Below are 14,477 nucleotides of genomic sequence, written 5' to 3'. Positions count from 1 at the left end.
TTGCTGCGTCGCAACATTCTGGGTGCACTGCAGCAAACCAGTTCCAGCTCTCTCGGCAAGCTAGGCAGCGCGGCGAACGCCCTGCCGGGCCGCTCTTTCGAGCAGTTGGAGAAACACCACCAATTGCCGCGCGGGATCGAGCTCGGGGCGTTTGGAGAAGGCGAGCGCCGCGGCCGAAAGCCGTTCGTATTCCTGGCGGTCGTTCCACAGGCGCCTTACCGCCGCGGCCCATTCTTCGATCGGAGCATCATAGTCGAGTACAACTCCCCCCGGTCCGATGGCTTCAGGCAGGCCGCCACGTCTTGAGCCCAGGACGGGGATGCCGCTGCAATGCGCCTCGGACGCGACGCGGCCCCAGGCTTCCTCCCATTTGCTCGGCGCAAGCAGGATCCTGGTACGGCCATAGACCGTCTTCATGTCGTCGGTGCGGTTTTCGAGCGTGACGTTGGAGAGCGGCGCGATGGTCTTCTCGATGCGGGCGCGATGGTCATCGTCCAGCTTCCAGCTTTCCACGAACAGGAACGGAATCTCCGGACAGGCGGCCGCAATCTTCACCGCCAGATCGAAACCCTTCTCCTCGTAGGGATTGATCATGGTGACGAATTCGCCGGTCGTGTGCGTGCAGTAGAGGGCGTCGTTGATGGTCGGCGGAAGAACAGTGGAATCGATGCCGAATTTTTCCTTGTAGGTGCGCGCCGTGAACTGCGAATTGGCGATGTACAAAGCCGAATGCAGTTCGCGCGGATCGCCGGCGAGCTCGTGGAATTCGACGTTGTGAAGATAGACGACCAGCGGCACCCCTTCGGCGAGAAGCGCCTTTCCGAGCAGGACCGACTTGTGACACTGCACGACGGCAACGTCGGGTCTGGTCTTTTCGACGGCGAAGCCGGCCGCCTCCCACGGGTACCAGGCGCGCATCACCGGGTAGCCGGGAAAATTGTCGACGACCGCGGGCTGCCGCAACAGCTTCATCTTGGCGCGCGCCTTGAAGCCGAACATGCCGTCGCCGAACAGCGAGGCGAGGACCGACGCCTGATGGCCATGCTCGATCAGTTGCTCGACCAGATGGTGGGTGTTGGATTGCACGCCGCCGGTGAACTCGGGAATGTATCCGTTGCCGCTTGCAAAAAGCACTTTCATCATTCGACTCCTAATCCGGCCCGGCGGACGGGCATCCGCGCTGATCAGCTTGCGCCGCGCGCCAAGGGAAGCTTCGACGTCATCGCCTGGCACAGCCGGCCGAGCGAGGCCGAAAGCGACAGCGTCGAATACTCCCGCAACAACTTCGAAGCCGGGATCACCTTACCGGCCTTCAAGTCCCTGGCCAGATAATGGGGGAACGAATGCATGTACTCCCTGACGATATCGGCCTTGAGAGGCCCCGCCTTCCATGCCTTCACCGCCGAGACGAATTCGTCGGCAGGGGCGGATGCCAAACCGGTGTCGTAGGCTTCGAACGTTCGCCGCACGATGGCGCGTTCCTTGTCGCTGAGCGACGTCTTTCCGGCTCGCTCGGCAAGTAGCGCGTAGCGGCGGATGTCTTCGGCCGCGTGGTGCCACAGCCCCTTCCTGGCCATGATGCTCGAACGCTGCAGCAGCGCCTGCATCTCGAGATCGGCCGTCTTCGGCAAGGCCTGCTCCGAGCGGTCGAGATATTCATGCAGATCGACCGACTTGTAGACCTCTTCCATGATCACCCGGTCGTACGAGCCCCAGGCCTTGATCCGGTCGGTATAGGAAATCACCACCTTGGTGCTGCCGCGAACCATGTCGTGCTGGCGCTGAAAGAACATGAGGCCATCGACCCTGACGCCCTTAAAGCGGCGCGCGAGCCTCAGCATCATCTCATAGTCCTGCGACCGGACCAAGGTTTCGTTGAAGCCTCCCACCTCGTCGTAGCATTTGCGGCGCACCAGGAGACCCGGCTGGTGGACGTGGCAATATTCGAGATGCGAGGGGAAAAAATTGTCCTGGCCGACATGACCGAAGGCGACGATCTCGTAATTCTGCTCCTCGATCTGGGCTGACTGCTGGAAACGCGCATATTCGCCGAAGGCGAAATCGGCAGCCGGCTCCCGTACGAACGCAGCGAGAAACCGCTCGAGCGCCGTTGGGTGCGCGACGTCGTCGTCGTCGAATATCCAGACGAAATCTCCTGTGCAGTGCCTCAGGGCGAAATTCAGCGCCGTCGACTTGCCGCCGTTCTCTTTGCGGTAATATTCCACCGGTGCGGGGAAAGACGCCGCCACCGCGCTGGTGTTGTCCGTCGAGCCGTCGTCCACGATGAGAATCTGATCCGGCGCCACGGTCTGCTGAAGCAGGCTGGCGATGGATTCGGGCAGGAACTTTTCCCGGTTGAAGGTTGGAACGATGACGGTGACCGTCGGTTTCCGCTGCGCAGCCATTGGTGACCTCATACTATTGCCGATGCGCGGTTCGCTGGCGTGGTTTTACAAACATGGCGGCGCCCAGGTCTTTACGCGCAATAGTCATTGCGAGCTCCGTTGTCGTCCGCCGCGTCGGCAGTTCTCCCTGGGGCTAGCGGCCATCATCATGCCGCCATCCTGCCGATCGAGAAATATTCGATGCCGTAGCGCGCGATCACCTTGGGATCGTAGAGATTGCGGCCGTCGAAGATGACCGGTGTCGTCAGCGCATCCTTGAGCGCGTCGAAGGACGGCGCGCGGAAGCTCTTCCATTCGGTGCAGATCAAAAGCGCGTCGGCGCCGCGCAGCGCCGCTTCCTTGGTGCCGCACAAAAGCAGGTCGTCGCGCTGACCGTAGATCGCCTGGCACTCCTGCATCGCCTCGGGATCGTAGGCTTGCACCTTAGCGCCGGCCGCCCACAGCGCTTCCATCAGGACGCGTGCCGGCGCCTCGCGCATGTCGTCGGTGTTGGGCTTGAAGGCCAGTCCCCAGACGGCGAAGGTCTTGCCCTTGAGCAAGCCCTTGAAATAGCGATTGACCTTGTCGAACAGGACCGATTTTTGCGCATTGTTGCGCTCCTCGACGGCGCGCAGCAGCTTGGCGTCGAACTTGACGCCCTCGGCGGTCTTGATCAGTGCGCGCACGTCCTTCGGGAAGCAGGAGCCGCCATAGCCCAAGCCGGGATAGATAAAGTGGTAGCCGATGCGCGGGTCCGAGCCGATGCCCTTGCGCACTTCCTCGATGTCGGCGCCCAGCTGCTCGGCGAGATTAGCCATCTCGTTCATGAAGCTGATCTTGGTCGCCAGCATGCAGTTGGCGGCGTATTTGGTGAATTCGGCGCTGCGCACATCCATCACGATCATCTTCTCGTGGTTGCGGTTGAACGGCGCGTAGAGCTCGCGCATCACCATCTCGGTGTCTTCGCTGGACGTGCCGACAATGATGCGGTCCGGCTTCATGCAGTCGGCGACCGCCGAGCCCTCCTTGAGGAATTCGGGATTCGAGGCGACGTCGAAGCTCAGATCCTCGCGGCCGCGCTTCTTCAGCGTCTCGGCGATCCTGGCCTTCACCTTTTCGCAAGTGCCGACCGGCACGGTCGACTTGCCGACGACGATCTTGGCGCTGTCCATCTCACGGCCGATGGTTTCGGCGACGGCGAGCACATATTTCAGATCGGCCGAGCCATCCTCGCCGGGCGGGGTGCCGACCGCGATCATCTGGATCTGGCCATGCCTGACAGCCGCCGCCGCATCCGTGGTGAAGCGGATCCGACCGGCCGCGTGGTTTTCCTTGACGAGGCTTTCGAGGCCCGGTTCGAAAATCGGGATCAAGCCCTGGTTGAGCCGCTCCACCTTCTTCTCGTCGATATCGACGCACACCACCTCGTGGCCGACCTCGGCGAGCACAGCGGCCTGGACGAGACCGACATAGCCAATCCCAAACACCGTCAAATTCATTTGGCTCTATTCCTGTCAAAGGCCGGGCCGCAAAAGCGGTCCGGCCGGTTCAGATGTCCCCAGGCCCAACGGCCTGGCTAGTTCGGCATGATCTTATCCGAACCGCAGGTCAGCGAAGCAAAAACCGGTTCCCACTTTTCGCTGACGCGGTCCTTCGGTTAGGGACCATGCCCTAGTTGCTGTTACTTATGCTGCATGCCAGCGATTCCGGAAACTGGCATGGCTGGCCCAAAGCGGTGAAAGCGACGCGCTTGACCTCCATGGTCACCTTGCTGCCGGGGTCGGCGAAGGCGCCCATCCAGTTGGTCAGCTTGTCACTGCCCCAGAGGCTGAAGAAGATTTTCTGTGAGTGCGTCGGCAACTCGTCGGGGTTGGTCACCTCATGGACGAGCTTGCCGTTGACATACCAGCGCAGCCGGTCCTTTTCCCAGACGAAGCCGTAATCGTTGAAGCCCTTGTCGGCGCCGCCTTCGACGTCGACCAGCTTGCCGTTCTTCGGCTTGCCCTGGATATAGCTGTTGACCTGCACCTTCGACGGATCCTTGGTGAGGACCTCGAAGTCTATCTCGTCCCAGGGCTGTTTGTCCTGCGGGCCGATATAGGAGAAGAAGGCGGCGTTGAGGCCGGAGCCGGTGCCGGTCTTCATTCGCGCCTCGTAGACGCCGTAGCCGTAGCGCTGCTTGGTCTGGATCTCGGCGCAGGCGAACTCGCGGTCCTTGAGCTTGCGCTTTTCGAAGCCCAGCGACAGCACGCCATCGGAAAGCCGCACCAGATCCTTCGACCAGGTGCAGTTCTGATGGGCGCCGTTGGTCCAGCCGTCCGAGACGAACCAGCGGGAACGGTCGAAATTCGAGAAATTGTCGACGAAGGACGGCGCGCTTTGCAGCTCGTGTTGCGCGTCTTGCGCATGCGCTGGATACAGGCTCGCCGCCAGGGTTGCCGCGATCGCAAGCAGGGCGCCGACCGCGCCGAGCCGCAGGCTGGTTAATCCGCTCCCCGGCGCATGCGATATCCCGCAAGCCGCCACGGTGGAGGTGTTGTCCGGATCTGCGTTCATAACAAACTCACCTTGTGTTGTTCCGCCCCAACCCAAAGTCGTCCTCGACCCGCGCGAGCGAGCCACTTCCGATCTTCCGCCCTTTGAACTCCGCTCTATTCCTCGTTTTTACGCAATTCCGGACGGAAAACCGCTCACACTTTTCCCGGAATTGCTTCAGTGCCTCGTACCGATGACGGCGCCTGTGGGCGCCATCATCCTCTTGCCGCGGACTGCGGAGCAGACCGATCGGCACCATCCTCGACGATCGCGTCGAGCGAATGACGCAGTTCTTTCACCAGGCCCTTCTGGCGAACGAGCTCGGCGATGCGGCGCTCGCAATTCAGGATCGAATTCGTCATCGCGCTGACATCCGAGCCCTTGCTGGTCGACGCCGAACCATTCTCCATCGCCTCGACCAGAAAGGCCGCGTTGGCGGCCGTCGACCTGTAGCGATTCTCCAGCCCGGACTTCTCCGCCTCGATCTCGGCCGCGATCTGGTCAAACAGCTTCGCCAGCCGGTCCAAACGCTGGAGATCGGTGTGCCGGTCGCGAGCCGGATCGCGGGATCTGAAGCCAAAAATCGAAGCCATCCTATCGGCCTTTCGAAATTGCTGCATTGCAACATAGACTGCCACTACCGCGGCGACTAGGCAACATCATAGTTTTGCGAATGCGGATTTTTTGAGGGATGACGGCTTGCGGCGTGATGCGGGATCACTCGTTTGCGGCGCTCGTCGCCGCCATCAGGAAGCGCGTCGGCGGTATTTGTTGCTTTGCAGCAATCCCGGTGCGGCGGAACAGCGCGTCGAGTTTGTCGGTGGCGACGCCGCGCACGATCGGGATGAGATTCGACTGGCTGGCGAAGGCGTAAGCAGCGGCGGACGCCAGCCCACGCTCTGCCTTCACATCAAGGAAATTGCGCAACCGGTATTTGTCGCGGACATGGCGCTCGTGGCGCCGCAACGCGGCCTTCGAGCGCTCCGGAAGGTTGTCGAGCGCCAGCAGCGCCAGGTCGGCATCGGCAAGACGTTTCAGATCCTGCGTCCTGTGGCGACCGCTCAGCGAATCGGCGCGGACGATCGCGCCATAGCCGCAGGACTTGATGACCTTGAAACGCGCCCCGCGGGCGACGGCGCGCGCATAGAGCTCGTAGTCTTCGCCAAGACGCAAGCTTTCATCGTAAGCCAGCCCATTCCGTTCGAGAAAAGCCCGGCTGATCACCGGCTTCAGGAAACCGAGCTCGCCGCGCAGGACGCGGCGGCGCGAGATGTTGCCGTCGATGAAGCGCTCGAAATCGAGAAATTCCGGATCGGCCGCGAAAGGCGGCGCGGCGACCTTGGCAAAGTCTGTCGCGGCATCGTCGCGGATCAGCATGATGTTGTCGGCGGCGAAATCCCAGTCGGCGCTGGTGAAAAGCCGGCGAAAGCGCCCTTCGAGGAAGAAATCGTCGGCGTCGAGAATGCTGATGAAAGGCGATCTGGAGGCCTGGATAGCGGCATTGCGCGCGGCGGAAGGACCGCGATTGACGTCGAAGCGGATGACGACAAGCCGGCCGCTGCCGTCGTCGGCGGCCAGAGCGACGTCGCGGGTGTCGTCGGTGGAAGCGTCGTCGACCACGACGACTTCGGCGACTTCCCTTTCGCGCAGCGCCGAAGCGATTGCCGCGGGGATCGTGCGCGCCGCATTGCGGGCGGCGATGATGACGCAGACCCCCGGGGTCGTCATGGGTGTCGTCACGGGCATGGGCTCACCTTTCGCCTGCATGATTGGCCGCCCCACGCACGATTTTGATCATTTCGCTCCGCGCCGGCTCGATCGTGGCCGGGCGCTCGAAGATGCGCCGGCTGAGGTCGGCGGAGGCCGCCCAGCCGGCTTCGGCCAGATAACGGACCGGCTCGCGGCCGCAGAGCTCCCACAGCACATGGCGGCGCTGCGGCCAGCGCAGCGACGCGAGCCAGGGCGCGACCACCATGTGGAAGAGATCGGCGTTGTCGATGCGCGCCAGAATGCGGGTGGCGCGATCCGAAAGCATCGTGCCGGCGGCGCCGAGCAGCACGTCGCCGGCGCGCAATCCCAAGAGCAGCGTGTCCGCCAGGCCCTGCTCGGCGGCGTGGTCGAGCACCGTCTGCTGCTCGGCTTCGCTCAGGCGGCTGGCACTGGCCCTGACATCGCAGACATAGCCGGCGCAGGGTTCGCGATTGAAAAAGGCCTTGGCGACGCTGATCGCGGACAAAAGCAAGGTATCGGCCGCAGAGATGATCGGCATGGCGGCGCCGGCCACCATGACCTCGCGCTTGCGGCGAAGGAAGCCGTCGGTGTCGCGGGGGCTGGGCGAGCCCGGCTGCTGCAGCCGGTGGTGGAGGTCGACGGTCGAGGCCCTCGCGCCGTCTTCGCGAACCATGTGCTGCTCGCCAAGGAAACGTACCCACCAGACCGAGCGCGACTTGCCGGCAACCTCATAGCCAATTGCGCGCAACGCATCGCGCGCCCTGGTGAAACCGGCCGGCGAAACCAGTATGTCGACATCGCCGGATGGCTTCATGAAGTGGTCGCCATAGAGCAGATGCTGCTGCAGCGGCCCCTTGAGGAAGACGAAATCGACCCGGCTCTCGCGCAGCACGCGATCGATGGCCATCGAATCGCCGATGCAGGCGGCATTCATCGACATGGTGCGCCGGCGGTAGGTGTCGAGCCAGGCAGGCAATTCTGGAGGCACAGCACCAATGGGCGCACTCTTAAGCGCCTTGAGAAGAAACACGGCGACCTTGTTCAGCCTGGCGATGTCGGCGACATTGGCTGCTGAGATTGTTGGGGCTCCTGAGATTGTCGGGGCTGCCGGGATCGCCGAGATCGTCGGAGCGGGCGTATCGGCCTGGATGTCGATGGCGTTGACGCCGGGCGCGAAAAACAGCCTCAGGCAAGCCTGCACATAGGCCACTTCATCGGCGCAGCCGGCGGCACGCAGCCTTTCATAGGAGCCATCCTGCACCGCCATGCCCGATGTCGTTCTCCGCAAAATGCCACCCGGGCGGTTTATACCGCACCTGCGAAGAAAAGCACCGAAAAAATTGACGAGGCCGCTCAGGATCGGGCTGGGGTCAGCTTACAGCTGCAACCCCAGCGTTTAAAACCGCCGCCCGCTCAATCACTTTTGAAGACGCTCCCGTGGCCCTCCCGCGAGTCGGAAAAATGGCGATTTTTCGCAGCAATTTCTTCGCATCCGCGAAAGGCATTTCCCATCCAAAAAATTATCATAGATAAATCAAATGCTTATTTAAACGGCAAAGACCAGCGGTTGAATTCGCGGATCGTTGAGGTTTACGATGAGGGCATCCACGGCTTGATCACCAAGGAAGGCGAGCGCAACCGAGAATTGATCAATGCTTGGTAAATCAAGCTTGACTCATGGATGTTGCCATGCAGCAATTGCGCTGCAGCATAGTAATATGCTGGCGGTATTCTGCAGCCGCTTCCAGTCCTTAATTGGAGAGTACAATGGAACAGAATGTTGAAAAGCATGAGTATGAAACCCCCAGCTTGACGGTTCACGGTTCGATTGAAACCATCACGCAGGGCGGTGCGGGCACGACGGCTACTGACGTCGCTTTCCCGGCACACACGCCGACCGGCGAGCTTACTTTCTCTTAAAGCTTACAGGCATCCCGGGCGTCTAAGTTGGGGCTCCGGATGCTCTCCAACAGGTGGGCCGGGGGGCTTTTTGTCCCCCGGCTTCCTGCCGAGGATCGCAGGCAACCGATCTCCGGCGGAAGCTCACTGGCGCGGCGGGCCAGCAACGAGGTTTTAGGATGCACTGGAACCCTTCGGACCATGACCGCGTGGTCGCGACCAACGAGGCGGTGGCTTGCGAATTCGGCGCCGGACTGGCGCTGCTCCACCTCAAATCCAATGTCTATTACAGCCTGAACGGCGTCGGCGCCTTCATCTGGGAACAGATCCAGGAGCCGCGATCGATTGCCGATATCCGCGCCGCCGTGCTTGCGCGCTACAATGTCGATGCCGAACGCTGCAAGGCCGATGTCGAGGGCTTGCTCAGGGGGTTGAGCGAAGCAGGGCTTGCGAGGCTCCACAGTGAGGAACTGGTCTAGGCTCCGCTCGCTGAGCGGCCAGGAAATGCTGTTTCTGGCACACTGCCTGACCGTCGTGAGCGCGGTGCGGCTTGCGCTGACGCTGTCCTCCTATAACCGTGTCCGCAGCCTGGTGACGCGACTGGATGCCAGACGCGACGCCAGCATCGCCGACCTGCGGCGTGTCGCATGGGGTGTTGCCGCCGCGGCGCGGCTCGTGCCGGGCGCCAGCTGCCTCACCCAGGCGCTGGCTGGACAATATCTGCTCGCCCGCCAGGGCAGCGCATCGAAAATCAGCATCGGCATCGAAAAAGGGACGGGCAACGAGCTCAAGGCGCACGCCTGGCTGATGAGCGGCAACCACATCGTACTCGGCGGCTCGATCAAAGGGTTTGCCCATCTGGTCGACCATGGGTCGTGAGCGATGAGCGGCGTCGCTGGAATCGTGCTCAGTGACAACGGCCGGCCCGCCGCGACCGGCGATATCCAAGAGATGCTTTCGCGCATGCGCCACCGCGCCCGCGACGGCAGTTCATGGTGGGCGGACGGCAGCGTGGCGCTTGGCCACGCCTGGCTCGACACGACCGGCGAGGGCGGCCCCGGCCCGTTAACGACGGCCGGCGGCAAGCTTGCCGTCACAGCCGATTGCCGGCTGGACAACCGCGATGAATTGCTGGCGCGGCTCGGCCTGCGCGACCGCTCGGTCGCCGACGCGATGCTGATGATGCGCGCCTATCTCAAATGGGGCGAAGCCTGTCCGACCTATCTGCAGGGCGATTTTGCCTTCGCGATATGGGACGGCGAGCGGCGGGCGCTGTTTTGCGCGCGCGACCATTTTGGCGTCAAACCATTCTACTACCATTCGAGCGACAAGCGCTTTGCGTTCGCCTCGGAAATCAGCCCCATTCTCGCCCTCGACGGCGTCGGCAGGCGCATCAGCGAGCATCAGATTTCGGGCTTCCTCGCCGGATTGCCTGACGATCCGCAGGCCACGCCCTACAGCGAAATCTTTCGCCTGCCGGCGCGTCACAGCCTGACCGTGACGGGCGACCACGTGGTGCTACGCCGTTACTGGCAGATCGAGCCCTCGCAACGGCCGCTGCGCTCTGATGCGGCGGAGGAATTCCGGCATCTCTTTTCGCAATCGGTGCAAAACCGGATGCGCGGCACGCCTGCTGTCGGCGCGATGCTGAGCGGCGGCCTCGATTCCTCCTCGATCGCCTGCGTCGCCGGCCTGCGCAATGCGGCGGAGCGAAAGCCCAGGCTCAAGACCTTCTCGCTGGTCTTCGAGAAAGGCTCGTCGATGGACGAAAAGCCCTTCATCGACGCGGTGCTCGATCAGCGCCCGGTCGATGGCACGCTGATTGCGGTAGGCAACTACGCCCCGTTCGCCGAATTCGAGCGCATCCTGGAGGAGCAGGAAGGCACGTTCCTGGCCCCCGGCCTGTCGCTGAGCCGCAACATCTACCGCACAGCAGGCGCCAAAGGCGTAAGAGTGCTTCTCGACGGCCATGGCGGCGACGAGGTCGTGTCGCAAGGCCATGGGTATCTGCACGAGCTCGCCAATGCCGGCAAATGGCTCGATCTGTGGCGCGAACTGCACGGCGCCGCCAATACCTATGGCGATGGCATGCTGGGCCTTTATTTCAAATTCCTGGCCATCTATGGACCGGCCTGGCGGATCGTCAGACTGAGACGTGAGATGAACCGCGTGCTCGCCCGGCTGCAGCGCAAGCCGCGCCAAGCGCCACGCGCGGCCTGGGGAGGCCTGGTCAACCCGGAGCTTGCCAGGCGCACCGACCTTCCCGAGCGCTTCCGTCGCGCCGGCCACATGCCCCCAAGTGTCCGCGCCAGCGAGGCGCTGACGCATCGCTGGCTGCTGTCGAACGGGCTGGTGCCGCACGCTTTCGAGGTTCTCGACAAGGCCGCTGCCAATTTCGGCGTCGAGCCGCGCTATCCGTTCTGGGACAAGCCGCTCGTCGAATTCTGCCTTTCGCTTCCCGGCAAAGAAAAGCTGCAAAACGGTTTTGGCCGCCATGTGCTGCGCCAGGCCATGCAAGACATCTTGCCGCCGACGGTACAGTGGCGGCGCGACAAGATCGATTTCACCGCCAACCTGGTCAAGGGCATGCTCGGCAACCACCGCGAGCTTCTGGACAGGCTGCTGATATCGGACAGCGAGCGGATCGCACCCTATGTCAACCTGCCGGAAGTGAACGCGGTCTATGAGCGCATGCTGCGCCAGCCCGAGCAGGCGACGCTGCCCGACGTCCAGCATGTCTGGCGCTCGGTGTCGCTGTCGCTGTGGCTGCGGCAAGTTCAAGGAAGCCCGGCATGAATCTCCCGATCGTTTCCCTTGCACGGCCGGAGCCGGCCACCGAGACGACGGCGCCGGGCGGACGCGCCCGCCAATTCTACAGAGCCTACGGGTTGCTCGTCAGCTCGGACGTGGCATTGCCGGAGCTGGAGCCGGCAGCGCCGGCGATACCGGACCTGGAGATCGCGGTCGGGCCGGTCGACTTTCCCGACGGTGCATCGCAGGGCGCCACGGCCTTTCGGCTCGGGACGACGCGCCAATATCTTTCCTGGCAGGCGGTCGGCACCTTCATGATCAGCGGCGCCAACCGGATCGATGTCGATCCGGCGCCGGGGGTCGACGACCCGCTGCTCGCCTTTCCGCTGCTCGGGCCGGTGATGGCACTGGCCTTGCATCGGCGCGGGCTGTTCGTGCTGCATGCCAGCGCCATTGCCGTCGGCGGCAAGAGCGTGATCTTCATGGGCGACAAGGGCGCCGGCAAGTCGACGACGGCGGGCGCGATGATCCGCGCCGGCCACCGCCTGCTCACCGACGACGTCGTGGCGCTGGATTTGTCCGACCCGGAACGGCCAATGATCCTTCCCGGATTTCCGCAGCTCAAGCTCGCCGCGGACGCGGCCGGCGCCATTCGCCTCAAGCAGGCGCAAATACGCCCGCAGGTCCATCCGCAGATCGACAAGGCGCAGCATCGGCTGCATGACGGATTTGCCGCCGATGCGGTGCCGGTATCGCGCGTCTATGTGCTCGAGCGCGGCGTGCGGGCGGCGATCTCGCCGCTGACCGGCGCCGCCGCGCTGCCGGCGATCATCAAATTCTCCTATGTCACGCGGTTCGGCCGGCAGGCGCTGCCCGGCAATCTTGCCGCCGCGCATCTCAGCCAATGCGCACAGGTCGCCGGACGGGTCGGCGTCAGCCGCCTCGAAGTGCCGGCCGGGCTCGCCCGGATCGACGAAGCAGTCGCCGCGATCGAAACCGACCTGGCGTCCGGGACAAGGTAAGCCAGGGCATGGGCTGGTCCTCGAAGTTTCGCCTGTCGCTTTTCCGGGACATCGCCGGTTTCGGCGCCATGATGGCGCATGTCGGCGGACGGCGCACGGCGACGGCGCTTGCCTTCCTGATCCTGGGCAGCCTCACCGAAGGCATCTCGATCCTGCTGCTCGTGCCGCTGCTGCGGCTGATCGGCAAGCCTGACCAGGACTACGCGGTGCGAGTGCCGGAGGCCTTGCACTGGCTGGTGCCCGGCGGAACGCTGTCGCTCGCGACCGTGCTCTGCCTGCTCGTCGCGCTGGTCGCGCTGCAAGCGACGTTCAACCGCTTCAAGTCGGTTTACATGGCGCGGCTGCTCTACGACTTCGTCAACCGCTTGCGCATGAACCTGTTCGAGAGCGTCGGCAAGGCCCGCTGGGGCGTTTTCACCCGCATCCGCAGCTCCGATCTCGACCATGCGCTCAACGGCGATGTCGACCGGGTGCAGGTGGCGGCCTTCTCGCTGCTGATGCTGACCCAGGCGACGCTGCTGCTGGCCGGCTATCTCGTGGTTTCGCTGTTCATTTCGCCGGTGATGACGTCCTTCGCCATCCTTGTCGGCCTGGTGCTGCTGGTTGCGCTGCAGCCGTTCCGGGCGCGCGCCAGCGCCTATGGCCGCACGCTGACCGGCAATCGCCAAGACCAGTACCGGACCGTCTCCGAGTTCCTCGGCGGCATCAAGGTCGCCAAGAGCCTGAATGTCGAGGCAAGCTACTTTGCCGAGCTCGGCGCGACGTTGGACAGGATGAAGACCGACAACATCGCCTTTGTCCGCAACAGCTCGCTCGGCACCGCCCTGTTCCAGGTGACGAGCGTGATCGGGCTCAGCCTCTTCATCTACATCGCTTTGGTCCGCTTCCACCTGTCGCTGGCCGAGATCGTCGTGCTGCTTCTGGTCTTCATGCGGGTCGCGCCGCGCTTCATGGACATGCAGCTTCAGACCCAGCAGGTGCTGATCAACCTGCCGGCCTACGCTTCGATGAAAAGCCTCCAGGCCCGCTTCGATGCCGAGCGCGAGCCGGACGGGAGCATGGCCGAGCAAGGGGTAAAACTGTCGCTCGAGACCGGCCTCAACATCCGCGATGTGGCGTTCGCCTATGGCGAGGGCGACGGCAAGCCGGTGGTCAGCGATATCACCTTCGGCCTGCCCGCCGGCAAGGTGACGGCGCTGATCGGCCCTTCCGGTTCCGGCAAGAGCACGATCGCCGACATGCTGCTTGGCCTGCTCGAACCGACCGAAGGACGCATCCTGGCCGACGGCGTGGAGATCACGGCGCAGAATCGCCGGGCCTGGCGCGATCAGGTCGCCTATGTGCCGCAGGACGTGTTCCTGCTGCACGACACGATCGCCGCCAATCTGCGCCTTGCCGCACCTCAAGCCAGCGACGACGAGCTATGGGAGGCGTTGCGCAACGCCCATGCGGCCGATTTCGTGGAGCGCCTGGCATTGCGGCTCGATACGGTGGTGGGCGACCGCGGCGTCCGGCTTTCCGGCGGCGAGCGGCAGCGCATCGCCTTGGCGCGGGCGCTGCTGCGCAAGCCCTCGCTGCTCATCCTCGACGAGGCGACGAGCGCGCTCGACTGGCAGAACCAGTCGCTGATCGCCCAATCGATCGAGGCGCTGCGCGGCCGAATGACGATTTTGACCATCGCGCACCGGCCATCGATGATCGCCTTCGCCGACTGGGTCGTGGCCATCGAGAATGGACGCATCGTAGAGGTCGGACAATACCGGCGGCTGAAGGCAAAAGCCGGCAGCCGCCTTGCCAGGATGCTGTCCGGCGAGCAGGCCGAGCGCGAAGGCGCGCCATCGGTCGAGACGGGGCTGGTCCCGGCGCCGGCCGAACGTTCAGTGGAGGCTGCGTCTGGCGCTTAGCTCTTCGCCGTCGGCGACCTTGTTCAGGATCGTGCCGCGGTCGGCCTCGCGGGCCTTGTCGGCCGATGTCGGCGTGGTCCCGCCAACCATGGCAAAGACCAGAAGGAAATAGCCGGCCTGGATAATCACGGCGCAAACGACGGCGCGAAGGAGGATGGTTCCCAGCGAAGCGCCATCGAAATAGGACCAACCGATGACGATCGCGAGCGCGAAGATCATGCCTATAATGAATTTTGGCAGAGACATGTTCG

The 14,477-nt window shown here is 63.5% G+C and carries 14 protein-coding genes; 6 read left to right on the top strand and 8 right to left on the bottom strand.

The genetic code is table 11. From position 1 onward, the window contains the following. Positions 1 to 60: 60 nt before the first annotated feature. From RFM52_RS02690 to RFM52_RS02660, 7 genes are all read right to left on the bottom strand, one after another. Entirely contained in the window at positions 61 to 1,140 is a 1,080-nt protein-coding gene (locus tag RFM52_RS02690) for a glycosyltransferase (protein WP_320294300.1), read from the bottom strand. Positions 1,141 to 1,184: 44 nt separating this feature from the next. After that, entirely contained in the window at positions 1,185 to 2,405 is a 1,221-nt protein-coding gene (locus RFM52_RS02685) for a glycosyltransferase family 2 protein (protein WP_320294299.1), read from the bottom strand. Between the two features lie 146 nt (positions 2,406 to 2,551). Next, entirely contained in the window at positions 2,552 to 3,883 is a 1,332-nt protein-coding gene (locus RFM52_RS02680; RefSeq protein ID WP_320294298.1) for a UDP-glucose dehydrogenase family protein, read from the bottom strand. 172 nt (positions 3,884 to 4,055) lie between these two features. Next, positions 4,056 to 4,940: an endo-1,3-1,4-beta-glycanase ExoK gene (exoK, locus tag RFM52_RS02675; RefSeq protein ID WP_320294297.1), complete on the bottom strand. Its 885-nt coding sequence runs from the start codon at positions 4,938 to 4,940 to the stop codon at positions 4,056 to 4,058. A gap of 194 nt (positions 4,941 to 5,134) precedes the next feature. Then, complete coding sequence (locus RFM52_RS02670; protein ID WP_320294296.1) at positions 5,135 to 5,512, bottom strand: hypothetical protein; 378 nt, start codon at positions 5,510 to 5,512, stop codon at positions 5,135 to 5,137. 124 nt (positions 5,513 to 5,636) lie between these two features. Next, positions 5,637 to 6,647, bottom strand: coding sequence for a glycosyltransferase family 2 protein (locus RFM52_RS02665; protein WP_320294295.1), 1,011 nt, complete (start codon positions 6,645 to 6,647; stop codon positions 5,637 to 5,639). A 22-nt stretch (positions 6,648 to 6,669) separates the two neighbouring features. Beyond that, a complete protein-coding gene (locus RFM52_RS02660; RefSeq protein WP_320294294.1) occupies positions 6,670 to 7,917 on the bottom strand; it encodes a nucleotidyltransferase family protein in 1,248 nt (415 codons plus the stop codon). 500 nt (positions 7,918 to 8,417) lie between these two features. Here RFM52_RS02660 and RFM52_RS02655 point away from each other — a divergent pair, with 500 nt between their 5' ends. The 6 genes from RFM52_RS02655 (at position 8,418) to RFM52_RS02630 (ending at position 14,226) form a co-directional block, all read left to right on the top strand. Beyond that, positions 8,418 to 8,570 carry a lasso peptide gene (locus RFM52_RS02655; RefSeq protein ID WP_320294293.1) on the top strand — a complete coding sequence of 51 codons (153 nt, stop codon included), beginning with the start codon at positions 8,418 to 8,420 and terminating at the stop codon, positions 8,568 to 8,570. Positions 8,571 to 8,728: 158 nt separating this feature from the next. Then, complete coding sequence (locus tag RFM52_RS02650; RefSeq protein ID WP_320294292.1) at positions 8,729 to 9,028, top strand: PqqD family protein; 300 nt, start codon at positions 8,729 to 8,731, stop codon at positions 9,026 to 9,028. Positions 9,029 to 9,053: 25 nt separating this feature from the next. Beyond that, positions 9,054 to 9,428, top strand: a complete 375-nt coding sequence (locus RFM52_RS02645; RefSeq protein WP_320294291.1) for a lasso peptide biosynthesis B2 protein — start codon at positions 9,054 to 9,056, stop codon at positions 9,426 to 9,428. Between the two features lie 3 nt (positions 9,429 to 9,431). Further along, on the top strand, positions 9,432 to 11,345 hold the full coding sequence (locus RFM52_RS02640; RefSeq protein WP_320294290.1) for a lasso peptide isopeptide bond-forming cyclase: 1,914 nt from the start codon (positions 9,432 to 9,434) through the stop codon (positions 11,343 to 11,345). Continuing rightward, complete coding sequence (locus RFM52_RS02635) at positions 11,342 to 12,322, top strand: serine kinase (RefSeq protein ID WP_320294289.1); 981 nt, start codon at positions 11,342 to 11,344, stop codon at positions 12,320 to 12,322. The genes RFM52_RS02640 and RFM52_RS02635 overlap by 4 nt, the downstream gene beginning before the upstream one ends. 8 nt (positions 12,323 to 12,330) lie before the next feature. Continuing rightward, positions 12,331 to 14,226 (top strand): ABC transporter ATP-binding protein, encoded by a 1,896-nt coding sequence (locus RFM52_RS02630; protein WP_320294288.1) that lies wholly within the window; start codon positions 12,331 to 12,333, stop codon positions 14,224 to 14,226. On the opposite strand, the gene RFM52_RS02625 is transcribed toward RFM52_RS02630, so the two are convergent. Then, positions 14,200 to 14,472, bottom strand: coding sequence for an exopolysaccharide production repressor protein (locus RFM52_RS02625; RefSeq protein ID WP_320294287.1), 273 nt, complete (start codon positions 14,470 to 14,472; stop codon positions 14,200 to 14,202). The two genes, RFM52_RS02630 and RFM52_RS02625, sit on opposite strands and share 27 nt — an antisense overlap. Positions 14,473 to 14,477 lie beyond the last annotated feature (5 nt).

It is taken from the genome of Mesorhizobium humile (assembly GCF_033977215.1).
In the GTDB taxonomy this organism is placed as follows: Bacteria; Pseudomonadota; Alphaproteobacteria; order Rhizobiales; family Rhizobiaceae; genus Mesorhizobium; species Mesorhizobium humile.
The sequence above is the reverse complement of the archived record's forward strand: the minus strand, read 5'-3'. Positions and strand labels throughout refer to the sequence as shown.